General features: G+C 39.6%; 24 protein-coding genes and 1 pseudogene. 4 read left to right on the top strand and 21 right to left on the bottom strand.

Annotation, left to right across the window (positions count from 1 at the left end; translation table 11 throughout):
* Positions 1 to 216: 216 nt before the first annotated feature.
* The 9 genes from HT678_RS03135 to glmU all read right to left on the bottom strand — a co-directional run bounded on the left by HT678_RS03135 (position 217) and on the right by glmU (position 7129).
* Positions 217 to 507: a YSIRK-type signal peptide-containing protein gene (locus tag HT678_RS03135; protein ID WP_007284790.1), complete on the bottom strand. Its 291-nt coding sequence runs from the start codon at positions 505 to 507 to the stop codon at positions 217 to 219.
* A 430-nt stretch (positions 508 to 937) separates the two neighbouring features.
* Positions 938 to 2701: a glycerophosphodiester phosphodiesterase gene (locus HT678_RS03130; protein ID WP_172924590.1), complete on the bottom strand. Its 1764-nt coding sequence runs from the start codon at positions 2699 to 2701 to the stop codon at positions 938 to 940.
* An 8-nt stretch (positions 2702 to 2709) separates the two neighbouring features.
* Positions 2710 to 3300, bottom strand: a complete 591-nt coding sequence (locus HT678_RS03125; protein ID WP_172924589.1) for a 3'-5' exonuclease — start codon at positions 3298 to 3300, stop codon at positions 2710 to 2712.
* A 12-nt stretch (positions 3301 to 3312) separates the two neighbouring features.
* A complete protein-coding gene (locus HT678_RS11445) occupies positions 3313 to 3516 on the bottom strand; it encodes a hypothetical protein (RefSeq protein ID WP_240153447.1) in 204 nt (67 codons plus the stop codon).
* A gap of 78 nt (positions 3517 to 3594) precedes the next feature.
* Positions 3595 to 4086 carry a chromosome segregation protein RocS gene (gene rocS, locus HT678_RS03115; RefSeq protein WP_000021242.1) on the bottom strand — a complete coding sequence of 164 codons (492 nt, stop codon included), beginning with the start codon at positions 4084 to 4086 and terminating at the stop codon, positions 3595 to 3597.
* 76 nt (positions 4087 to 4162) lie between these two features.
* Entirely contained in the window at positions 4163 to 4855 is a 693-nt protein-coding gene (locus HT678_RS03110; RefSeq protein WP_023932719.1) for a 5'-methylthioadenosine/adenosylhomocysteine nucleosidase, read from the bottom strand.
* Between the two features lie 16 nt (positions 4856 to 4871).
* Positions 4872 to 5183, bottom strand: coding sequence for a cell wall synthase accessory phosphoprotein MacP (gene macP, locus HT678_RS03105; protein WP_119948081.1), 312 nt, complete (start codon positions 5181 to 5183; stop codon positions 4872 to 4874).
* Between the two features lie 11 nt (positions 5184 to 5194).
* Entirely contained in the window at positions 5195 to 5740 is a 546-nt protein-coding gene (locus tag HT678_RS03100) for an NUDIX hydrolase (RefSeq protein WP_119948082.1), read from the bottom strand.
* A 9-nt stretch (positions 5741 to 5749) separates the two neighbouring features.
* Entirely contained in the window at positions 5750 to 7129 is a 1380-nt protein-coding gene (gene glmU, locus HT678_RS03095) for a bifunctional UDP-N-acetylglucosamine diphosphorylase/glucosamine-1-phosphate N-acetyltransferase GlmU (protein ID WP_119948083.1), read from the bottom strand.
* Positions 7130 to 7272: 143 nt separating this feature from the next.
* On the opposite strand from glmU, the gene HT678_RS03090 reads away from it, so the two are divergent.
* The 4 genes from HT678_RS03090 to HT678_RS03075 all read left to right on the top strand — a co-directional run bounded on the left by HT678_RS03090 (position 7273) and on the right by HT678_RS03075 (position 10112).
* A complete protein-coding gene (locus HT678_RS03090) occupies positions 7273 to 8073 on the top strand; it encodes a glycoside hydrolase family 25 protein (protein WP_054388320.1) in 801 nt (266 codons plus the stop codon).
* 94 nt (positions 8074 to 8167) lie between these two features.
* Entirely contained in the window at positions 8168 to 9010 is an 843-nt protein-coding gene (locus tag HT678_RS03085; protein ID WP_023938142.1) for a DUF368 domain-containing protein, read from the top strand.
* Positions 9010 to 9492: an aminoacyl-tRNA deacylase gene (locus HT678_RS03080; protein ID WP_119948084.1), complete on the top strand. Its 483-nt coding sequence runs from the start codon at positions 9010 to 9012 to the stop codon at positions 9490 to 9492. Before HT678_RS03085 ends, HT678_RS03080 begins: the two co-directional genes overlap by 1 nt.
* On the top strand, positions 9492 to 10112 hold the full coding sequence (locus tag HT678_RS03075; RefSeq protein ID WP_119948085.1) for a histidine phosphatase family protein: 621 nt from the start codon (positions 9492 to 9494) through the stop codon (positions 10110 to 10112). Before HT678_RS03080 ends, HT678_RS03075 begins: the two co-directional genes overlap by 1 nt.
* A gap of 357 nt (positions 10113 to 10469) precedes the next feature.
* Here the strand turns inward: HT678_RS03075 and HT678_RS03070 are convergent.
* The 12 genes and pseudogenes from HT678_RS03070 to rpmG all read right to left on the bottom strand — a co-directional run.
* Positions 10470 to 10565 (bottom strand): annotated as a pseudogene (locus HT678_RS03070) (IS630 family transposase); the annotation flags it as partial.
* A gap of 308 nt (positions 10566 to 10873) precedes the next feature.
* The gene (gene prsA, locus HT678_RS03065) at positions 10874 to 11815 is read right to left on the bottom strand and encodes a peptidylprolyl isomerase PrsA (protein WP_172924588.1); all 942 of its coding nucleotides are present in this window, start codon (positions 11813 to 11815) and stop codon (positions 10874 to 10876) included.
* Positions 11816 to 11881: 66 nt separating this feature from the next.
* A complete protein-coding gene (locus HT678_RS03060) occupies positions 11882 to 12595 on the bottom strand; it encodes an O-methyltransferase (RefSeq protein WP_029689930.1) in 714 nt (237 codons plus the stop codon).
* Between the two features lies 1 nt (position 12596).
* Positions 12597 to 14399 carry an oligoendopeptidase F gene (gene pepF / locus HT678_RS03055; RefSeq protein ID WP_172924587.1) on the bottom strand — a complete coding sequence of 601 codons (1803 nt, stop codon included), beginning with the start codon at positions 14397 to 14399 and terminating at the stop codon, positions 12597 to 12599.
* A gap of 18 nt (positions 14400 to 14417) precedes the next feature.
* Positions 14418 to 15371 carry a competence protein CoiA family protein gene (locus HT678_RS03050; RefSeq protein WP_172924586.1) on the bottom strand — a complete coding sequence of 318 codons (954 nt, stop codon included), beginning with the start codon at positions 15369 to 15371 and terminating at the stop codon, positions 14418 to 14420.
* Positions 15372 to 15450: 79 nt separating this feature from the next.
* Positions 15451 to 15828, bottom strand: a complete 378-nt coding sequence (locus HT678_RS03045; protein ID WP_050252888.1) for a type II toxin-antitoxin system HicB family antitoxin — start codon at positions 15826 to 15828, stop codon at positions 15451 to 15453.
* Positions 15829 to 15855: 27 nt separating this feature from the next.
* Positions 15856 to 16044: a type II toxin-antitoxin system HicA family toxin gene (locus HT678_RS03040; RefSeq protein WP_172924585.1), complete on the bottom strand. Its 189-nt coding sequence runs from the start codon at positions 16042 to 16044 to the stop codon at positions 15856 to 15858.
* Positions 16045 to 16162: 118 nt separating this feature from the next.
* The gene (tehB, locus tag HT678_RS03035; RefSeq protein WP_172924584.1) at positions 16163 to 17023 is read right to left on the bottom strand and encodes an SAM-dependent methyltransferase TehB; all 861 of its coding nucleotides are present in this window, start codon (positions 17021 to 17023) and stop codon (positions 16163 to 16165) included.
* A 14-nt stretch (positions 17024 to 17037) separates the two neighbouring features.
* Positions 17038 to 17505, bottom strand: coding sequence for an SsrA-binding protein SmpB (smpB, locus tag HT678_RS03030; protein WP_172924583.1), 468 nt, complete (start codon positions 17503 to 17505; stop codon positions 17038 to 17040).
* Entirely contained in the window at positions 17468 to 19822 is a 2355-nt protein-coding gene (gene rnr, locus HT678_RS03025; protein ID WP_172924582.1) for a ribonuclease R, read from the bottom strand. Before rnr ends, smpB begins: the two co-directional genes overlap by 38 nt.
* Before the next feature lie 261 nt (positions 19823 to 20083).
* A complete protein-coding gene (gene secG, locus HT678_RS03020; RefSeq protein ID WP_000282517.1) occupies positions 20084 to 20317 on the bottom strand; it encodes a preprotein translocase subunit SecG in 234 nt (77 codons plus the stop codon).
* Positions 20318 to 20356: 39 nt separating this feature from the next.
* Positions 20357 to 20506, bottom strand: coding sequence for a 50S ribosomal protein L33 (rpmG, locus tag HT678_RS03015; protein WP_001809104.1), 150 nt, complete (start codon positions 20504 to 20506; stop codon positions 20357 to 20359).
* Positions 20507 to 20613: the final 107 nt, after the last annotated feature.

Below are 20613 nucleotides of genomic sequence, written 5' to 3'. Positions count from 1 at the left end.
CCCCATCTTCTTCTTGAGATTGATCTATCTTATCTTCTCTATTAGCTTCTTCTTTGATAATTGAGGATTTTTCTTCCAACTCTGGTTGTACTTCTTTTTTTATCTTTTTCTACCTCGGACACAGTAGATAATTCACCAGATACAGGTTTAACTACACCATCAACTTTTTCATCACCTTTATTCTCTACTGTTGACTTAGCTTTTCCTTCACTATCTTTAGATGAAGTTCCTGGCTCTTTTTTTCTCTGTCTCTTGAGTGTTTGGTTTAGCTCCTTCTTGTTCTACGTTAAGATTTTGATTGCTTGTATCTGATGGCGGTAAGACAGATGGATTCCCAGTGTTGCCATTTCCATCCTGACTGACCACTTCTGTATTTACTTCCGCCGCCTGGACTTCTGTCGCTGGATTAGCTATAAAAAAGACAGACCCTAGCAAGACTGAGACTGCTCCAATTGAAAACTTGCGTATAGAAAAGCGTTGACGCTCATTCATTTTAAACTGTTTCATAGTTTTTCCTTTCTTTCTACCCTGTCTTTGCTCCTCTAGCCATGTTCATGCAGGCATCAACTCGCAATAAAAACAGGAAAACATGACCTTTTTTCATCTTAAACAAATGACAAAAAGGCCCATTGTCTACTAATACTTCATTATATCAACTTAGTTCCCTTCCTTCAACCTCACTTTGTTTTAGAAAATCGATGATTATATATATATATATATATTTCTTATTTTAAAGGATTTAGAGGCTCCTTATTTGTAAATTTAGTATATTTTTCGTTATTTTCAGAAATTTTAAATTTATATGACATTCAAAAGAAGCTGTTCGTCTTGCTATCTATCGCCAGCAAGAACTATCCTAGACTCAGCAAATAAAAAAACAGGCTCTCCGAAAAATACTTACCTATCATGGGAGGAATAGTTGTTCCTCTTTTTATTACTAAAATTCAAAGAATTCCAGAGCTTTTTTCAAGAGCAAATCCGTATATTCTGGATCTTCTTGGGCTACTTCTATTTCCCACTGAACTTTTTCCAAATCATCTGTAATCACTCCATCTACTCCTAAGTGAAGCGATTTGCTGATAGCTTCTGAATCATTGACAGTCCAGACATAAAGTTTCTGGTCCGTTGTCCATAGTTTGCTTACAAAATATTCATCCAAGGTTGAGTACTCCATAGTATATCCTGTCGCCCTTGTTTTAGGAAAGACAGAATTGTAGGGCATGATGAAATAAACTGGCAGTTCGGCATCATACTGTCTTACTTTTTCGACAACATGGTAGTCTAAAGACTGGATTTGATGTCCATAAATCTTGAGCTTTGCAGCATAACGGGCTAAAAAGCGGTCCATCATGTCTGGACTATCTTTTTTACTAGTTTTGATTTCAATTAGTAATTTTTGACCAAGTTCGTTGGCTCGACTGAGATAATCTTCAAAGCTTGAAATTTTAGTCTGGTAGCCATTTTCAAAAATATCAATCCCTTTAAGCTCCTCCAAGTTTAAGTCTTGAGGACTTTTATTGATACCTGCTAAATTTTTCAAGTTAGCATCATGCATCATGACAAACTGCCCATCTTTTGTCTCCTGCACGTCCGTCTCCACCAAGTCTGGTTTGAGTTGTGCTGTAGTTTCCAAGGATTCTACTGTATTTTGAATCCCATTTGCATTGGAAACCCCTCGGTGAGAAATAAGCTGAGGTAGATGAACCATGGGAGCCTCCAGATAAATATAACCTTCTAAGGCAAAGAAAAGACTGGCACAAGTCATGACTCCCCATCGCATGATGTGATCTTTTTCTCTCCGAGGAAGCATATCCAGCTCCTTTCCTGTCAAAAATGAAACAAATTTAACCAAAAAGTAAGTCAGAGCCATATAATAAAGATTTTTAATCACAACAAAATTCAAAATACCAAGAATCAGAGACTCTCTCTGAGTGATGTCATCTACCAAAGTTTGAGCCAATAACAAAGGAATCAAAGGAAGATAAAATAATAAATTTGCCTTTAGCAAGATATAAAATAAATTCCAAGCATAAAAAGCAACTCTTTTCTTGGTTTTCTCCAAGCTAAACATCACTGCTTCTCGAACAGTCAGCTGATCATATACAATCTTCGGAAGGGCAAACATCAATCTGACAGAGATATAGAGAAAAATAAGAGATAGAAGTAGGATGCTCAGCCACCACATCCAATATTTATCTTCTAAATAATCTTGGATAAACTCTGGAATAACGATTTTATTGAGATAATAAATCTTCAGCATTTTCCGTATAAAAGGAAAAAGCATAGCTATATAGAAAAAGATAAACAAGGCTTTAGCGCAAGTTAGCTTTTTCATAAATCCAAAACTTTCATGGAAAACCTTGCGGATATACTCAATTAGCCTTCGCTTTTCATGATAGAGAAGATGACGAGCACCAATAAAGAGGAGTCCTATTTGAAAATAAGCAACCAGAAGGTTAATGACAATCAAGGCTAAAAAAGCTAGACTAATCAATGGAGAATGAGTGAGGATGGCTAAGACATTGTTATAGGAAATAAAAAGATAACCTGTCTGATCTAATAAGAAGCTAGCCAACCATGAATTGAATGGGACCCACAAATACTCCACTATCATAAAAATTAAGAAAAAGAGAAAGAGGATTTTATCAAGATTGAGGTAAATCTGTTTAAAACCCAATTTTTTAGGTTTTTCAGGTTTCATAGGCACTCCTAGTCAAATAATTGAGACAAGTCCAAGCCGCCAAAAGGATTGTTTGATAAGCTGCTTTCCGTCTCTAACAATTCTCTAGCTTGATCTGATTCTAGGAAGGACTCATACACACGCGCCGTCATCCGAGCATCCTCTAAGCTATTATGAGACTGACCTTGAAATCCAAGAAATGAGGCAACAGTTTGCAATTTGAGATTGGCAATGCCATGTAAATCTGAACTACGACGTTCAAAGGCTTCATCATACAGATCCACCTTGTACTGCTGGGTGTAGTCTAAACCATGCTCTGCTAGAATAGGCAAATCACTTTTAGCAGCATTGTAGCCTACCATGGGTAAAGAACCCACAAACTCTTGGAAATCTTTGATAACTTCCTCCACTGGGGGAGCATCTTTTAAGGTCTCAGCTGTAATCCCCGTCAATCCATTGATAAAACTCTTTAGAGGCACACTAGTATGGACATAGGAATCATAGGCGTCGATTTCCTGACCATCTCTAAAACGCACTGCCGATACTTGAATCAAGTGTATTTGTCCTTCGTGCTGATTAAATTCTAAGTCAAAAGCAATATAATCTTCTAATCGTTCCATTTTCTACCTCTCCTATACTGTTATTTTATACTCTTCGAAAATCTCTTCAAACCACGTCAGCGTCGCCTTACCGTAGATATAGTTACTGACTTCGTCAGTTTTATCCGCAACCTCAAAAACATGTTTTGAACTGACTTCGTCAGTCTTATCTACAACCTCAAAGCAGTGCTTTGAGCAGCCTGCGGTTCGCTTCCTAGTTTGCTCTTTGATTTTCATTGAGTATTACTTGAGCAACTATACTATTAGAAACAAAAGAAGCCATCATGTTAGCATTTAACCTAAACAGCTCCTTGATTATCCTCCAAATAAACGAGCAAAAAAGCCTTTCTTAGTTGATTGGACTTCTTCTTTTGCTTGGTCCAGCTCTAGCTTGAGATTTTCTTGATCCTTCATAGCTTGAAGGGTCAATTGTTGCTGCTGATCGAGTTGTTTGTCTTTCTCAGCAATCTGACGGTCTTTGATACGCATCTGCTCGTCTTTTTCTGATAACTGACGATCCTTGGCTTTTAATTGTTCATAAAGACGAAGAATTTCTGCATTCTTCTCGTCAACTAGAATCTCCATCAATTCACGTTGCTTGACATCTTCACTGACAGGCTCATCTTCAAAAATCGTTTTTTTATAGATTTCTTCTAGCTTAATCAAGCCACTTCTGGTAACGACTGTTACCCCTTTGTCATTTTTATCTGTGTCTTCTTCTGGTAATTCTTTGACACGGTTATTGATTGCTTGGCGAGATAATCCTAAGACCTCTGCAATCTCACTGACGGTCATTTCAATACTCATAATATCCTCTGAAACGTTTTCTAGCTTTTCTTTACTTAAATCTTATCATAAGCTAGAAAAACTGTCAAATTTTCGCTTAATCTAAGGCCTTCAAAAAGGCTAGTAAGACTTGGGCAGAACGACGTCCAGCTTCGATAATAAACTCATCAAAAGAGATGTTTGCTTCATGGTTGGCATTGTCACTCATAGCTCGGATGACTAAGACTGGAAGATTAAGAGCATGCGCTGCCTGAGCAATCGCTGACCCCTCCATCTCAACAGCTAAAACATCTGGGAAATGGGACTTAATCGCTTCTATCTTGTCATTTCCTGCAACAAAACTATCTCCTGTAGCAATCAAACCAAGATGCCAGTTTTGGTCCAATTGAGATAAACTATCTTGGATTTTGGCAACAAAGGTTTTATCTGATTCGAAATAAAGCGGTTGTTGCGCCATTTGTCCATAAGCATAGCCAAAAGCTGTGACATCCACATCATGATAGGCTAACTTGTCAGCAATCACGACATCCCCAACAGCAATACCTTCTGCTACTGCCCCAGCTGAACCTGTATTGATAAGAGCATCCACCTGGAAATGATCAGCCAAAATCGCCACACTCATAGCAGACATGACCTTACCAATTCCACTTTCTACAAGAACGACTTCATGCGAGGCAATGGTGCCTGTATGATAGGTATTCCCTAAGACAACTTGCTCTTGGGCATTTTCTAAATGCTGGACCAAATAAGCCAGTTCTTCTGGCATAGCCGCAATAATTCCTATTTTCATTTCAATTCCTTTTCTATTACAACAGTTTCATTGCTAAGACAAGCAAAATCAAGAGAAAGATGACTGCAAATAAGATTTTATTTAACTTAGAATTGAAGACATTTCTCTTGGTGTTTTCAATGCGACGGCTTTTATGAATAGATGGTTCGACCTGAATCTTCAAGGTTTCCTGGCTAAAACCATGATCCTTAGGATTAGCATAACCAAAACGGGAAGAAGAGGTTGGTAAAATTTTTGTCTCCTCATTATCTAGCAAAGGGGGACCTGAAATTTTTTCGCCTCTATTAGCTCTTTCAATCATTTCATCCGTTAATAAAGGTTTACCCATACTGACCTCCTCTATTTTTTGTGCAATTCCCAATACTGAACAGCCATAATTGTCTTGGCATCACAAATATGACCTGATTGGATCAATTCCTTGGCTTCTTCTATGCTCACTTCAAGGACTTCCAAGGTTTCATCCTCATCCTGCGGACGCGGATTTTCCACTTTCGTCAAATCGCTTGCTAGGTATAATTTTAACTTTTCATTACAAAATCCAATGGCTGAGTAAAAGTCATACAAAAGTTCTAATTTCCCTGTGTAGGCTGTTTCTTCCTCTAATTCACGAAGGGCTGCTGCTATAGGGTCTGTGTTTTCTCCTACTTCCAGTTTTCCAGCTGGAATCTCGTAAGACACAGCCTCGATGGCTTTGCGATACTGCTTGACCAAGATAAGTTTTTGTTCATCCGTTACTGCTAAAACACAGACAGCTCCATTGTGGAAAATCAAATCCCGTTGAGCAGTTCCTTTACCTTCTGGTAATTCAACCTGATCTTGAACCAGTTTAAATATTGGTCCTTGATAGATTTCTTTTCGGCTAAGAGTTTTTTCTTCAAATTCCATGATAGGCTCCTACTGATTCTTAGGATGGTGAGGAAGGCGTGTTGCATATTCGTCTTTATTGACCTGACGACCGCGACCAATAGCAATAGCATCTGCTGGAACATCTTTAGTAATAGTTGAACCAGCACCAACGAGGGAATTATCACCTAACTCAACTGGCGCAATAATGGTTGAATTTGAACCAACAAAGACATTGTTTCCAATGACTGTCTTGTATTTGTTTTTGCCGTCATAGTTGACTGTAATGGTTCCTGCACCAAAATTAACCTTGCTACCCACTTCACAGTTTCCAATATAAGTCAAATGACCAGCCTTGGTATTCTCACCGATTGAAGAACCTTTCACCTCAACAAAGTTTCCAATATGAACTTGGGCACCCAGACTTGAACCTGGACGAATGTGGGCATAAGGACCGACTGTCACACCGTCAGCAACACTACTTTCTTCAATCATAGAATTGGTAATGACAGAACCTACTCCGATAGTGCTATCCACTACATAAGTACCGTTTGTCAAAACAGTCTCAGCGCCAATTTTCGTTTGACCTTTCAAGGTAACATTGGCTTCGATTTGAACTTCAGGCGCAATCTCAACATCAATATCAATATAAGTTGCTTCTGGGTTGACAAAGCTAACCCCATTGACCATATGTTGGTGATTGATGCGACGACGCATAACCGACTCAGCTGTCGCAAGAGCCACACGATCATTTACCCCAAGACTTTCATCAAAATCTTTCAAAGTATAAGCGCCAACTTTTTCACCAGCTTCACGGAAAATGCCAATGACATCTGTAATATAGTATTCGCCTTGAGCATTATTAGTATTGATATTTTTCAAAGCCTCAAATAAACGCTCGTTGTCAAAAACATAAGTTCCAGTGTTGATTTCCTTGATTTGCTTTTCAAAATCTGTAGCATCCTTCTGCTCAACAATGCGAAGAACTTCAGCATTGTCATTACGCACAATTCGTCCATAGCCAAAAGGATTATCCGTTTCAGCAGTCAAGATAGTAGCCACATTTTTATGATTGATGTGGAAATCAATCAAGTTTTTCAAGCTTTCACCTGTGATTAAAGGAGTATCTCCTGCGATGACCAAGGTGTGACCTGACAAACCTTCCAAGATAGGCTCTGTCATCATAACCGCATGCCCAGTACCCAACTGTTCAGATTGAGTCACAAATTCTGTCTGTCCAGCCAAGACCTCCTCAACCAATTCTGCCTTGTGTCCTACAACTGTTACTGTCTTTTCAGGTTGGATAGCTCCCACACTACGGAAAACATGTTCCAACATAGAAATACCCGCAACCTTGTGCAACACTTTTGGCAAATCAGATTTCATGCGAGTCCCTTTACCCGCTGCTAAAATAATGGCAAAATTTGACATAATCTTCTCTTTTCTGTAGAAATTCCCTTTTATTATACCATATTTCAAATCATTCCGCGCTCTTGAATGAAAAAATGCTCCAAAGTCCTTTCCTTAACCCATTTTTTTGATTTTTTTTGATTTTTAGGGTAAAATTATGAGATATGAGAAAACAAATTCATCCACTTATTTTATTTGGTTTTTTTGGGATCATAATTTTCATTTTAATCATCAATCGCCCACTTAATGACAACCAATCCTTTAAAACAAAATCCAACATAGCGCAGATTGAAGCACAGGCTTTGAAACATTTAGACAAACCGATTATTGACCTCTCTGGCTGGCAGCGTCCTGAGGAAATCAACTATGACGCCCTCTCACAAAATATTTCAGGCGCTATTGTTCGTGTTCACAGCGGTGCTCAAACGACAAAAGAAAATGATGCTTCCTTTATCAATGGAATAGACAAGGCCTATAAGAGTCATATCACTGAACTTCAAAAGCGGAATGTCCCCGTTGGGGTCTACGCTTATGTAGCTGGAAAAAGTGTCCAAGAAATGGAAAAAGCAGCTGAAGTTTTCTACAATGCTGCCTCTCCTTACAGCCCTAGTTACTATTGGCTAGACGTAGAAGACAAAACCATGTCCAATATGAACGAGGGTGTTGAAGCCTTTCGAGCAAAACTAGCATCACTAGGTGCTAAAAACATCGGCATCTACGTTGGTGTCTACTTCATGGAAGAACATAGTATTGATACAGGCAAGTTTACCTCTGTTTGGATTCCGTCCTACGGCTCTAACTCAGGATTTTTGGAGAGCAGTCCTAAAACTGATTTAGATTATGATATTCACCAATACACATCTAAAGGAAAAATTGCCGGCTTTGACCACGATTTGGATATCAACGTCATCTCTCCCTTAAAAAACAAAGAAGAAACCTTTAGAAAAATCTTTTTAAAACCTTAAAAGCATTTGTTTAGCATTTGCTTTTTCTTTTTGTGTTTGATTGTGATACAATATAGTAAGGATTTTTTGAAATAGAAATAGTTGGAGGAAATATATGCTCTCATGGTTAGCGCGCCTTATTAAAGGGATTGTGATTGCTCTTGGATTTATCCTACCGGGAATTTCCGGAGGGGTTCTAGCAGCAATCTTAGGCATTTACGAACGAATGATTGGCTTTCTGGCCCATCCTTTTAAAGACTTTAAAGAAAATGTTTTGTACTTTATTCCAGTTGCCATCGGCATGCTTCTGGGAATTGGCCTATTTTCTTATCCGATTGAATACCTGCTTGAAAATTATCAGGTCTTTGTCTTATGGAGCTTTGCGGGTGCCATCATTGGTACAGTTCCTAGCCTCCTCAAAGAATCAACTCGAGAATCTGATCGAGACAAGATTGATTTGGCTTGGTTCTGGACAACCTTTATTATTTCTGGATTAGGACTCTATGCCTTAAATTTTGTCGTTGGAACCTTAAGTGCTAGCTTTCTTAATTTTGTTTTAGCAGGTGCACTGCTGGCTCTTGGCGTCTTAGTTCCTGGCCTCAGTCCATCAAATCTACTTTTGATTTTGGGTCTCTATGCTCCGATGTTGACTGGTTTTAAAACCTTTGACCTTTTGGGAACCTTCTTCCCGATTGGAATCGGGGCAGGTGCCACTCTCATCGTTTTTTCAAAATTGATGGATTATGCCTTAAACAACTACCACTCACGCGTCTATCATTTCATCATCGGTATTGTCCTATCAAGTACCCTTTTGATCTTGATTCCAAATGCAGGAAACGCTGAAAGTATCCAATACACCGGCCTCTCACTTGTTGGCTATGTCATCATCGCCTTCTTCTTTGCACTGGGAATCTGGCTTGGTATTTGGATGAGCCAATTGGAGGATAAGTATAAATAATGGCAAAAAAAGTTAAAATCAAAAAAACATTGGTGGAACAAATCCTATCTAAAGCAGGTATCCCACATCAGGGAATTCAAATCAATGCCCTGGAAGGAGAACTTCCGCAAGGTTATGAACGAGATCAGATTTTCAAAACCTTAGCTCTTTTGGGAGATAAAACAGGACCGATTATCGGAATTGTGCCCATCACTAAACACTTGTCGGAAAAGAAACTCGCCAAAATTTCTGGCAACAAAAAAGTGAGCATGATTCCACAAAAGGACTTGGAAAAAACAACTGGCTACATTCATGGAGCCAATAATCCTGTCGGTATTCGTCAGAAACACAATTATCCCATTTTTATCGATAAAATTGCTCTAGACTTGGATCAAATGATTGTCTCTGCAGGCGAAGTTGGTCACAGCATTATCGTTGCTCCCCAAGACTTGGCTAACTTTGTAAAAGCCGACTTTGTAGATATTTTGGAGGACAGCAAGTAATGAAACTCTACTTTGTCCGCCACGGTCGTACGGTCTGGAACCAAGAAGGTCGTTTTCAAGGTGCTAGTGGAGATTCTCCCCTTCTTCCTGAATCCATTGAAACCCTAAAACTACTTGGCCAATATCTCAAGGAAATTCCTTTTGATCAGATTTATTCAAGTGATTTACCTCGAGCGGTCAAATCTGCTGAAATTATCCAAAGTCAACTCCAGAGCCCCTGTCCTTTAGAAAGTGTTTCTAATCTTCGTGAATGGCAACTGGGGAAATTAGAAGGTTTGAAAATTGCAACCTTGGAAGCTATTTACCCACAACAAATCCAGGCTTTCCGATCTAATCTTGCTCAATTTGACACTCAAATGTTTGGAGCCGAATCCCTCTATAGCACCACGCAACGGACCATCCAATTTATCAAATCATTAAAAGATAGTCCAGCTGAGCGTATTCTAATTGTCGGTCACGGTGCCAATCTTACTGCCAGTCTTCGTACTCTTCTAGGTTATAAAGAACCATTTCTTCGTAAAGATGGCGGTCTAGCAAATGCCAGCCTGACCATTCTAGAAACCCATGATTTTGAAACATTCACTCTCGATACTTGGAATGATACTTCTTATCAATCATAATTATAGCCTAGCCTTCTGAACTAGAACCATAGGAGATATAGTCAGTTGAAACAAAAATAAGACAAAAGAGCCTCGTAAAAAGGTATTGCAATTTGCCAATACCTTTTTGATATGAACACGTGTCTTCTCAACAGGATTGTAGAGCAAAATGAAATAAGAACTGAATAATGTGATTTGAGAATTTAAATCAATTTATAATAATGTTTTAGAAGCAGTGATGTACTAGTTCAGATTCACTTTTCTATACTAATACTCTTCGAAAATCTCTTCAAACCGCGTCAACGTCGCCTTGCCGTACTCAAGTACAACCTGCGGCTAGTTTCCTAGTTTGCTCTTTGATTTTCATTGAGTATAAGATGAGTAGGGAGGAAGAGGTAAAAGTTTATGCCCAAACTCTTCACATAAGAACTCTAGCTTACCCATTCTATGGAATCTTGCATTATCCATTAAAACTTCCAGACTCATACTCTTCTAAAATCTATTCAAACCATGTCAGCTTCACATTATATATGTTGGTGACCTCATAAGTCTTATCTGCAACCTCAAAGCTGTTCTTTGAGCAGCCTACAGCTAGCTTCCTAGTTTAATCTTTGCTTTTCACTGAGTATTAAGTTAAAAAAATGAGGCTGGTCAAAAAGTCTTTAAAATCAAAAAACGCATAATATCAGGTATTGAAAACCTTGTACTATGCGTTTTATTGTGGGAAGATTTACTTCATTTTTTCCTGAAGTCGAGTTTTTTCCCTGACTCATTGATTTGGACTATTCGTTTGATGCACTACTGCTTGAGCTTGAATCTCCGCCACCAATATATTGGGTAAAGATATTTTGGAAGGCTTGGTCCTTAACCTTGATATTAGCTGCTTGTAATTCTTTTCCGATAATGCTTTGAACAAATGTTGAATCATTTTGTTTTTGAGTCAAGATAACAGTTTTTAATTTTTCTTTGTAGTCATCAATATTAGATGATTTTTCTGTTTTCTTAATGAGTTTTACAATGTAATATTGGCTACTGTAGGCTTGTGTGCCAGTTGCTGTAATCACATCAGAAATGCCATTTACATCTAAAGCAAAAGCGGCTTTCTTGACTTGCTCAGGTACTTCCGTTGAAGCAGAATCAAAGGTAATTTCTCCACCATTTTCTTTTGTTTTTTCATCAGTTGAGTTATCTTTGGCTAATTGAGCAAAATCAGCACCTTCTGCCTTGGCTTTTTCGAGAACTTCTTTGGCCTTATCTTCATTATCAAGACGGATGATTTGAACCGTTACATCTGGAGTGTATTCGTCAAAGGCCTTCTTGTAAGCATCATCTGTCAATTCAGCTTCTGCTGCCTTCTTAACTGCCAACTCAACTAATTTACTTGTACGAATTTGAGCTTTACGTGTTTCAAGAGTCATTCCTGCTTGTGACAAGACACGTTGGTAGTTTTCGCCATATTGTTTTTCTTCTTCGGCGATAGTATCATCTACCTCTTTATTATCAAGCTCTGAGCCATATTGTTTTTCAAAAACTTTTTGGATGGTCATATTTAACAAGACTTGTTGGGCTGAAGGGTTGCTTTTCACTTGCTCATACAATTGATGTTCTGTGATGACATCCCCTTTCATGCTGATAAGGTCTGCCCCTTCTGAACCTTTCGAACAAGCTGCTAAAGTTGCTACTGATAATAGTGTAATGGCACCTGCCAATAGTTTTTTCTTCATGTCTACTCCTTTGAGATAAGTGTTACTCTATCTATTTTACTATATTTTCTTAAATTTTTCTGAAAATCATTCGCTGTCAGGCAATTGAACATCTGCTACATTTTTACGAAGCATGAGAATGCCGTCACCCAGAGGTACTAGTGTTGCGGTGAGTCCTGGATTGTCTAAGGTTGCATCAAATAGTCTTTGAAGGCCTCGATAAATGGTTCGCTGGCCACGACGGACTTCCATAATATCCTTGGCAACATCACCACCTTGGAAAATATCATCCAAGACAACCACACCTCCAACGTCCAAATGTTTGAGGATTTCTGGCAGAAAGACGATGTATTTAGACTTGGCTGAATCCATAAAGACGAAATCATAGGACTCTGTCAGTGTAGATAAGACATCTACCGCATCTCCTTCTAGGAGCGTAATTTGCTTGCGACTGTCAAACTGGGCGAAATTTTCCTTGGCAAATCCAATCATCTCTGGATTGCGGTCAATGGTTGTAATCTTGGCATTTGGCGCATGTTCTGCCATCAAGAGGGCTGAAAACCCGATGGCCGTCCCAATTTCCAGAATGTTTTTAGGTTGCATGGTTTCCATGAGAAAACGGAAATAAGCTACCGTTTCATGGGGAATAATAGGAATATTTTCCTTGCGGGCAAAGTCTTCCAATTCTTTCAAGGAACCTGTGACTTGCTTTTGACGCTGGCGCATCAAGTCCACAATTTCTTCCTTAACAACAGGGCGACGCATGTTATGGTTGGCATTCTTACTATACGATTCAACCATCTTATGCCAATCCCAATTTTTCAACAAGGGCTTCAAACTCATTCAAACGACGTTCAAAGACTGCAAAGGCATCGTTGAGGTAGTCTTCCTTCTCCATATCAACACCAGCTTTTCTAATGACATTAAGTGGATAGTCAGACTTGCCTGCCTTGAGGTAATCAATATAACGGTCACGGTCTTCTTGACTACCATGGACAATCTTTTCAGCCAAGGCTGAGGCTGCTGCAAATCCAGTTGAATATTGGTATACATAGTAGTTATAGTAGAAGTGAGGAATACGTGCCCACTCGTATTGGATTTCAGGATTGTCTTCCTTACTCAAACCATAATACTCTTGGTTCAAGTCTGCGTAGAGTTTATTTAGGAAATCGCTTGTCAAAACTTCACCATTTTGGTCTGCTTGATGGATAGCGTGTTCAAACTCAGCAAATTGAGTTTGGCGGAAAACTGTTCCACGGAAACCGTCTAGGAAGTTATTGAGAATAGCAAAGCGCGTTGCGTCGTCTTCCACTTCTTCCAATAATTTCTCCGTCAAGATATTTTCATTGGTAGTTGATGCAATCTCAGCCAAGAAGATAGAGTAATCTCCGTAAACATAAGGCTGCGTTTCACGAGTATAGCTTGAATGCATACTATGACCTGTTTCATGGACAAGAGTAAAGAGATTGTCTAGATTGTCCTGCCAGTTAAGAAGCATGAAGGCATTGGTATCGTAAGAACCACCAGAGTAGGCTCCTGAACGCTTGCCTTGATTTTCGTAAACATCAATCCAACGCTCACTGAAGGCACGTTTAACACGGCTCAAATAATCCTCACCCAAGACTGCCAAGGCATCTTCTGCCTTTTTCAAGGCTTCTTGGTAGGTAAAACTATATTCAACAGATGAAAGCGGTGTGTAGACATCGTACATCTTAAGGTCTGAAATCCCCAAGATTTTTGAACGAAGTTCAAGGTAACGATGCAAGAGTGGCAAATGCTTGCGAACTGCTGCTACCAAATTGTCATAAACACTCTCTGGAACAAAATTTGCTGCAAGGGCTGCATGACGCGCACTCTTGTAGTTGCGAACTTTGGCACGGTAGTTTTGTACTTTAACATTGGTTTGCAAGGTTTTGGCATAGGTATGTTGGAATTGTTCATAAGTCGCATAAAGGGCTTGATAAGCACCACGACGAACCTCACGATTTTTAGACTCCATCAAACGCATATAAACGCCATGTGATAATTGTACTTCCTTACCATCATCGTCAAGAACATAAGGGAACACAATATCCGCATTGTCCAAGATAGCGAAAGTTTCACTTGCCGAACCAAAGATTTCCCCAGCTCCAGCCAATAATTCTTCTTCTCGTTGGGAAAGAACGTGTTCCTTGCCTTGCAAAAGCTTGTCAAAATAGTGTTGATAAACCTGCAATTTTGGCTGAGCTTCTAAAAAGTCAGTATACTGCTTTTCACTAATTTCCATAAATTCGGGTTCATAGAATGAAAAGGCTTGGTCTAGCTGGCTATAGAGAGTCATGGCCTTGGCATAGTACTCTTGGTACTTGGCTTCACGTGTGTCTTGGTCATTCTTCATATGAGCATAAACGTAAAGCTTCTCCATTTGGCGTTCCATTTCAAGAGAAAATTCAGTAATTTCGAGTAGGCTATCCGCACTATCCAGGAGATGGCCTTCATACTGGGCTACTTTCTCCAATTGTTCTGTTAACTCTTTTAAGGCTTCTTCCCAAGCCTGGTCAGTTGGGTAAATCGTTGATAGATCCCATGTATCTTTTTCATTTATTTCATGTCTTTGTAATACCATTAGATTCCTCCATCCTTTCTATTCTACCATATTTTTCAAGAAATATTGCTGATAAAAGGCTGGTGGATAGAGCTTTTGCCAATCATTTTGAGGATTTTGTTGATAATAGGTTTGAAAATACTGATAATAGCTAGTCAAATCTTGCTCAATTTGGCAAAAATCACCTACTAGTGGTCGAATTTGTGGATACCATTCTTTTAAGCCATAAGTCAGGAGATTTTCTCCCTTCTGATAGGCTTCTGCTTGTTCTTTCATCCAAATGGGATTTTGATAATAAAGTTGTTGCTGAATATAGCGACAGATGTCCTTGTCCTGAGAAACTGTAAAATGAGATATTTTTTGTTTCTTATAGGGGAGACGTAATATCTCCAGTAGACTAGCTTGACCATAGGGAAATTCTTTGATTTGATAATGGAGTTTACCGCGGAGATCCTGGTGAATCAGGTATTTGAGTCTTAAAAGCTGTTTTTCCTTGTCTATTTCCCAAACATAAAATCCCATGTTGTGACTGAAGTATAGAAAACCTTCTTGCAGACGAGTCAAACGCTCCTTGAGCCAAAGTTTTTGACCCAGCAACCACAGTACTTGGTAACCCTGACTACGATAGCCCTCACTACGCTCTTTAAGAATTTTTTGAGGCAAGGGACTACACTGAACTTCTAAAGCTAGATTGCCATTTACAAATACATCTGCAATTTGTTTAAGCTCTGGAAGAGGGTATTCTAATTGCACCTCTGCATCTTTTTTCAACCAGTGATAAAGTGATTCTTTATTTGCCAGGTGTTCTGGACTTTCATTTTCAAAGGAAAAATCACAGTCTTTTAAAGATTTATGGGCAAAATGGGTCCGGACACTTGGTCCTTGACGCAAACGGAGCTGACCTCCACAAGCTGGGCAGGTGTATTCTTCCTTCTCAAACTTATCCTCTAACACATTTACCAGCTGCCCCCTAGCATCTCTTGCAACAAACATGATTTCCCTCCTTTTTCTATATTATTCGTAAAAAAGAAAAAAGATCAGGAAATTTCCTAATCTTCATCACTCTATAATTTTAGAGTTGCAAGCGACTTTCAAGAGCTTGTGTCAACACTTCAGAATAGTTCACTTTCTCACGATCTGCAAGTCTGACTAGCCACTCTGGAACTGTAACATTTTTTCGAATCGCCTTATTATTCTTTACGAAAGGCAAGGGATTGACTTGAATCAAAGTCACAAATCCATCGGGTGCTTTCAACTCAGCAATGTCACTAGGAGTAGGCAGAGCCAGTCCTTCATCAATATAAGAAGCTAAAACACTCTCAAGCATTTCCCGAGCATTTTTCATTGCAAGTTCAATCGTTGCTCCTTCAGTCCCGCCTCCAAACTCCGGAAATTCAATCCAGTATCCAGTACCTTCTTTATGAAAAATAGCAGGATAAGATTTTAGCATAATACACCTCCACAATTTCCAAATCAACTACAATCCTAAATCTTTTAATATTTTTCTCTCTAAACCTTTTCCTAGATCATCATTACCGTGAACTGGAATAGTGACAAGATAGGAGACCCCTTCTTTCTTAAAATGATGATGACTTCCTCTCTTACGAACTTCAATCCATCCATTTGCAAGAGCTAATTTTACCATTTCCTTACCTGTGATTGGCATGTATGGTCACCTTTCTAGCTAAAATTATACTTATAATGCGTATTTTTGTCAATGCTTCTATCTTATCTATTCGTAAAAAAGAAAAAAGATCAGGAAAATTCCTAATCTTCATGTGTGTTTACTTGATTTTCTTAGCTAGCATGGTCGCAAAGCGTAGTTGAATACGATTGCCATTCTCATCGCGACGGTGCAAATGGCCTGGATTTTCATTGTACTTAACCAATTCCCAGTCCTTGTAATAGTCTGCCAATTCCCCTTCTTTAAAGGTAAATGGGAAGTTCACAGAGCAAGGGTAATCTTCCGTATCCATAGCACAGACGATAAGGTTATAGCCACCGACCGCGGTTTGCTCCTGCATGTTTCGGATAATAGCTGGAATACGATCCGCTTGTAGAAACATCAAAACAACTGTTGAAACGATAAAATCATATTCTTGCCCAATGCTGGCTGAATTGATATCGTAAAGACCAACAGGCATGTCCAAATCTTCCTGCTCCACAATGCTTTGCAAGATTTCAAGGGACAGTTCATTTTGATCCACAGCTGTCACATCAAAACCTTGCTGGGCTAGAAAGAGGGAATTACGCCCCTGACCACATCCCAAATCCAAGGCCTTCCCTGGTTTTACTGTCTGCATAGCCTCTAGGACCTCTGAATGAACAGGATTGGTATTGTATTTCTTAGGGAAATAATCCGCAGGTTTACAATAAAACTCCAAGTACCACTCTACATCATCTGTGGCAGCTTCCACTCGGTGCCAGGCTTGAGGTTGCGCCATTGGATTGTCTGCTCCTGCTTCAAAGAGGTGCTCAGCTAAAACCTCACCATCTTCTGTCAATTCAATAAACTTGAGAGCTCCCTTCAAGACAGTAATTTTCCCCCAAGTCCCAATCTTGGTATTGTGTTTCTGCTGAACAGCCTCTGGCATGGTTTCTTTAGTCCACAAAGGCATGCGTTTATAGGCAACTAGTTTTTCCATCTTCATTCCTCTTTTTATCGCTGATTGACAGCTTTCATCACGCGCGCAATATCGCGATTCTGCTCACGTCGCTTGATTGACTCCCGTTTATCATAGTCATGCTTTCCTTTAGCTAGACCTAAAAGGAGTTTAGCGTAACCATCTTTGATATAGATTTTAAGGGGAACCAGGGTCATTCCTGTTCCTTTGGTCTCTTGTTCCAACTTTTGGATTTGCTTCTTATGGAGTAAGAGTTTGCGACGACGTTCTGGTTCTTGGTTCCAGATATTGCCCTCTTCGTAAGGTGCGATATGAACGTTGCTCAACCAGACCTCCCCATTTTTTACTTGGGCAAAGCCATCCTTGAGATTGATTCGAGCTGCTCGTACACTCTTGATTTCAGTTCCTGTCAGGACCATCCCTGCCTCTAGCGTATCTACGATTGTATAGTCATGACGCGCTTTTTTATTTTGTGCGACGACCTTTCCCTCGCCCTTTGCCATGCTTGGCTCCTTTCTTAGCTACTTCCTCGTAAAAAGGTTTCTTGCCTTTTTTCTTCTTGTCTTTTTGTGAATGCTTGCGCTTATCATTTGAGCGTCCTGATTTTCTCTTGTCTTCTTTCTTATCTGAACGACGACTTGAACCACGCCCTCTGTCACTACGACTAGACTGTTTCAAGCCTTTTTCAATCACATCAAACTCACTTGGGATATAAGAGAAATCAATTTCACCCGTCATCTTGTCGGCTCTTTCAACTCGAATACGGATTTGTTGTCCTACACGGAAGGTTGTTCCTGATTTCTCTCCACGCAGGGTCAAATCACGTTCATTGAAATGATAAAATTCAGGTAGATTAGTGATGTGAATCAAGCCTTCAACCGTATTTGGCAATTCGACAAAGAGACCGAATTTAACGATGCTAGACACAACCGCATCGTACTCTTCGCCCACGTATTCTTCCATATACTCAGCCTTTTTCATGGCTTCGACTTCACGCTCAGCCTCGATAGCACGACGTTCACGGTTTGAGGACTGGGTCGCAATCTCTGGAATCACTTGTTCAAAATGCTCTGCTATTTCCTTAGAATGGCCGTAATCCCGAATCATACGGTGAACAAGAAGGTCTGGATAACGACGAATCGGACTGGTAAAGTGAGTGTAATAGTCAGCCGCTAATCCATAGTGACCGTGATTGTGCTCCGAATAGCGAGCCTGCTGCATAGAGCGAAGAAGCATCATGGACAATACATCTGCATAAGGTTCTCCCTCAACAGTACGCATGATGTCTTGGAGGGCCTCCTGGCTAATCTCACTGGCAGTCCCATAAATGCGCAAGCCAAAGCTCGAAGCATAATCAATAAACTTCTGAACCTTTTCAGCCTTAGGCTCCTCGTGAATTCGATAGATGAAAGGCAAATCCAGCTTGCTAAAGTGCTCAGCAACTGTTTCGTTAGCCATCAGCATAAAGGACTCAATCATGCGCTCGGCAACACCACGCTGACGAAGAACGATATCAACAGGCTTACCTTGCTTGTCTACTAAAATCTTAGCTTCATTGGTATCGAAATTGAGGGCTCCACGTTTCACACGCATGTTTTCTAGAGTTTCATGAAGCTTGGCCATAAGTTCGATACTTGGAACAATTTTCTGATACTCTTGTCTCTTTTCCTCGTCGCCCTCTAAGATATCATTGACATCGCTATAGGTCATACGAAAACTGGTCTTGATAACTGTTTGTGTAATGGTATAGTTGACCACACGACCATGTTTATCAATCTCCATAATAGCAGATTGGGTCAGGCGGTCAACTTGAGGATTGAGAGAGCAGATCCCATTTGACAAACGCTCTGGAAGCATTGGCACCACGCGGTCTGTTACATAGACTGAAGTCGCGCGGTTAAGGGCTTCCTTGTCAAGGGCAGAACCCTCAGTTACATAGTAGGAAACATCTGCGATGTGAACACCAAGCTCCAGATTTCCATTTTTCAAGGCCTTGATATGAACAGCATCATCCAAGTCCTTGGCGTCAGCACCATCGATGGTAAAGATAATCTCATCTCTTAGATCCAGACGACCTTCCGTATCCTTTTTAGACGGAGCATCAGGCACACTTTCTGCTTCCTTGACAACAGCTTCTGGAAACTCGGATACAATGTCCATTGATTCCAAGACCTCAAGAACATCAATTCCGACATCTGTTGAGTGTCCCACCACATCGAGAACACTCGCGACAAAGAAATCATGTTTCTTGCTTGGGTATTTATCGATAAAGACCTTGAGAACTTCTGTTCCCTCCAGTTTAAGGGCTGGTTTCTTAACATAGATGAGTTGGCTGATTTTCTGATTTTTCGAACGGATATAGCCTGCATACTTAGGTTTTTCCTGATCCAGAACGATTTGACCTACAACAGTTGTCAAACTGTGTTCTAAGATATCAATAATTTTTGCTTCTGCTGCTGTTCCCTTATTGCGGTCAGCGACTTTCTTAATCACTACCTCAACGGTATCACCATCAATAGCATAGTTGACATCGTTTTTTCCTACAAAAAGGTCGTCCTCCTCGCCTTCCAGACTAACAAAGCCAAAGCCATTTTTATGGGCATGAAAAATCCCCTTGAGGGTAATCTCATGTTTTTTCTTAATTTCTAATGTCAGACTACCATCTTCTTCAAAGCGTATCTGATGCTTTCTTTCCATTAGGGACAAGGTTTTAATCAACTCACGAAAATCCTTGGAACTATCTTTTCCCAAAGCCTGAGCCAAATCATTAACAGTCACCTTTCCCTTATCTTGTAAATATTCTTTTATTCTATCTTTCATATTTTCTTTCTAGATTTTTTAATTTTCTTTTACTGTAAAACCTTCTCAAACATCCTTTCATACTCAATAAAAATCAAAGAGCAAACTAAAAAGCTAGCCGCAGGTTGCTCAAAACACCGTTTTGAGGTTGTGAATAGAACTGACGAAGTCAGCTCAAAATACTGTTTTGAGATTGCAGATGAAAGCTGACGTGGTTTGAAGAGATTTTTGAAGAATATAAAAACAAAAAGAGGCAAAGACCTAGTCCTGCCCATTATTTTCTTATCTACTTGATAATACCGTCAATGCTAAGGCAATGGCTAGCCAGAAAAAGACTAAAATCCCTGTCAAACGCTGCATCACAGCTTCGAAACCGCGTGCTTTACTGCGTTCAAACAAATCACCTGAGCTGGCATCAAATACATTGCTGGATTGGTTTTTAGTTGGTTGCATGAAAATCGCAATCACAATCACAACAGATAATACTAATAAAATGGTTAATAATAGGTTATACATATCAAACTCCTTACAATCCCTATTATTTTACCATAAAATCTACTTAGATTCAAGATGTAGGGTTACTTTTCTTTCCTTGGGACAATACTTTAAAACCTCAATCTTGTCTGGATGGGTTTTTGAATTTTTACTGGTTAGGTAATTGATACTGCCACAAGAGGAGCATTTGAGATTAATTTTTACTCGCACTAGATTTCCTTTACTTTTATTAGACTTCCTGCAAAACTAGAATCCTAGTTCATGATTGATAATGCCAGCAATCAAATTCATTCGTAAGCCGAAGCGTTTACGATGAT

Origin of the sequence: Streptococcus sp. 3167 (genome assembly GCF_013277175.1) — a bacterium.
GTDB lineage: Bacteria > Bacillota > Bacilli > Lactobacillales > Streptococcaceae > Streptococcus > Streptococcus pseudopneumoniae.
The sequence above is the reverse complement of the archived record's forward strand: the minus strand, read 5'-3'. Positions and strand labels throughout refer to the sequence as shown.

Excerpts from the sequence above, each read along its gene's own strand:
- HT678_RS03135 (WP_007284790.1), bottom strand. The coding sequence starts at position 507 with ATGAAACAGTTTAAAATGAATGAGCGTCAACGCTTTTCTATACGCAAG.
- HT678_RS03130 (WP_172924590.1), bottom strand. The coding sequence starts at position 2,701 with ATGAAACCTGAAAAACCTAAAAAATTGGGTTTTAAACAGATTTACCTC.
- HT678_RS03125 (WP_172924589.1), bottom strand. The coding sequence starts at position 3,300 with ATGGAACGATTAGAAGATTATATTGCTTTTGACTTAGAATTTAATCAG.
- HT678_RS11445 (WP_240153447.1), bottom strand. The coding sequence starts at position 3,516 with ATGAAAATCAAAGAGCAAACTAGGAAGCGAACCGCAGGCTGCTCAAAG.
- rocS (WP_000021242.1), bottom strand. The coding sequence starts at position 4,086 with ATGAGTATTGAAATGACCGTCAGTGAGATTGCAGAGGTCTTAGGATTA.
- HT678_RS03110 (WP_023932719.1), bottom strand. The coding sequence starts at position 4,855 with ATGAAAATAGGAATTATTGCGGCTATGCCAGAAGAACTGGCTTATTTG.
- macP (WP_119948081.1), bottom strand. The coding sequence starts at position 5,183 with ATGGGTAAACCTTTATTAACGGATGAAATGATTGAAAGAGCTAATAGA.
- HT678_RS03100 (WP_119948082.1), bottom strand. The coding sequence starts at position 5,740 with ATGGAATTTGAAGAAAAAACTCTTAGCCGAAAAGAAATCTATCAAGGA.
- glmU (WP_119948083.1), bottom strand. The coding sequence starts at position 7,129 with ATGTCAAATTTTGCCATTATTTTAGCAGCGGGTAAAGGGACTCGCATG.
- HT678_RS03090 (WP_054388320.1), top strand. The coding sequence starts at position 7,273 with ATGAGAAAACAAATTCATCCACTTATTTTATTTGGTTTTTTTGGGATC.
- HT678_RS03085 (WP_023938142.1), top strand. The coding sequence starts at position 8,168 with ATGCTCTCATGGTTAGCGCGCCTTATTAAAGGGATTGTGATTGCTCTT.
- HT678_RS03080 (WP_119948084.1), top strand. The coding sequence starts at position 9,010 with ATGGCAAAAAAAGTTAAAATCAAAAAAACATTGGTGGAACAAATCCTA.
- HT678_RS03075 (WP_119948085.1), top strand. The coding sequence starts at position 9,492 with ATGAAACTCTACTTTGTCCGCCACGGTCGTACGGTCTGGAACCAAGAA.
- prsA (WP_172924588.1), bottom strand. The coding sequence starts at position 11,815 with ATGAAGAAAAAACTATTGGCAGGTGCCATTACACTATTATCAGTAGCA.
- HT678_RS03060 (WP_029689930.1), bottom strand. The coding sequence starts at position 12,595 with ATGGTTGAATCGTATAGTAAGAATGCCAACCATAACATGCGTCGCCCT.
- pepF (WP_172924587.1), bottom strand. The coding sequence starts at position 14,399 with ATGGTATTACAAAGACATGAAATAAATGAAAAAGATACATGGGATCTA.
- HT678_RS03050 (WP_172924586.1), bottom strand. The coding sequence starts at position 15,371 with ATGTTTGTTGCAAGAGATGCTAGGGGGCAGCTGGTAAATGTGTTAGAG.
- HT678_RS03045 (WP_050252888.1), bottom strand. The coding sequence starts at position 15,828 with ATGCTAAAATCTTATCCTGCTATTTTTCATAAAGAAGGTACTGGATAC.
- HT678_RS03040 (WP_172924585.1), bottom strand. The coding sequence starts at position 16,044 with ATGCCAATCACAGGTAAGGAAATGGTAAAATTAGCTCTTGCAAATGGA.
- tehB (WP_172924584.1), bottom strand. The coding sequence starts at position 17,023 with ATGGAAAAACTAGTTGCCTATAAACGCATGCCTTTGTGGACTAAAGAA.
- smpB (WP_172924583.1), bottom strand. The coding sequence starts at position 17,505 with ATGGCAAAGGGCGAGGGAAAGGTCGTCGCACAAAATAAAAAAGCGCGT.
- rnr (WP_172924582.1), bottom strand. The coding sequence starts at position 19,822 with ATGAAAGATAGAATAAAAGAATATTTACAAGATAAGGGAAAGGTGACT.
- secG (WP_000282517.1), bottom strand. The coding sequence starts at position 20,317 with ATGTATAACCTATTATTAACCATTTTATTAGTATTATCTGTTGTGATT.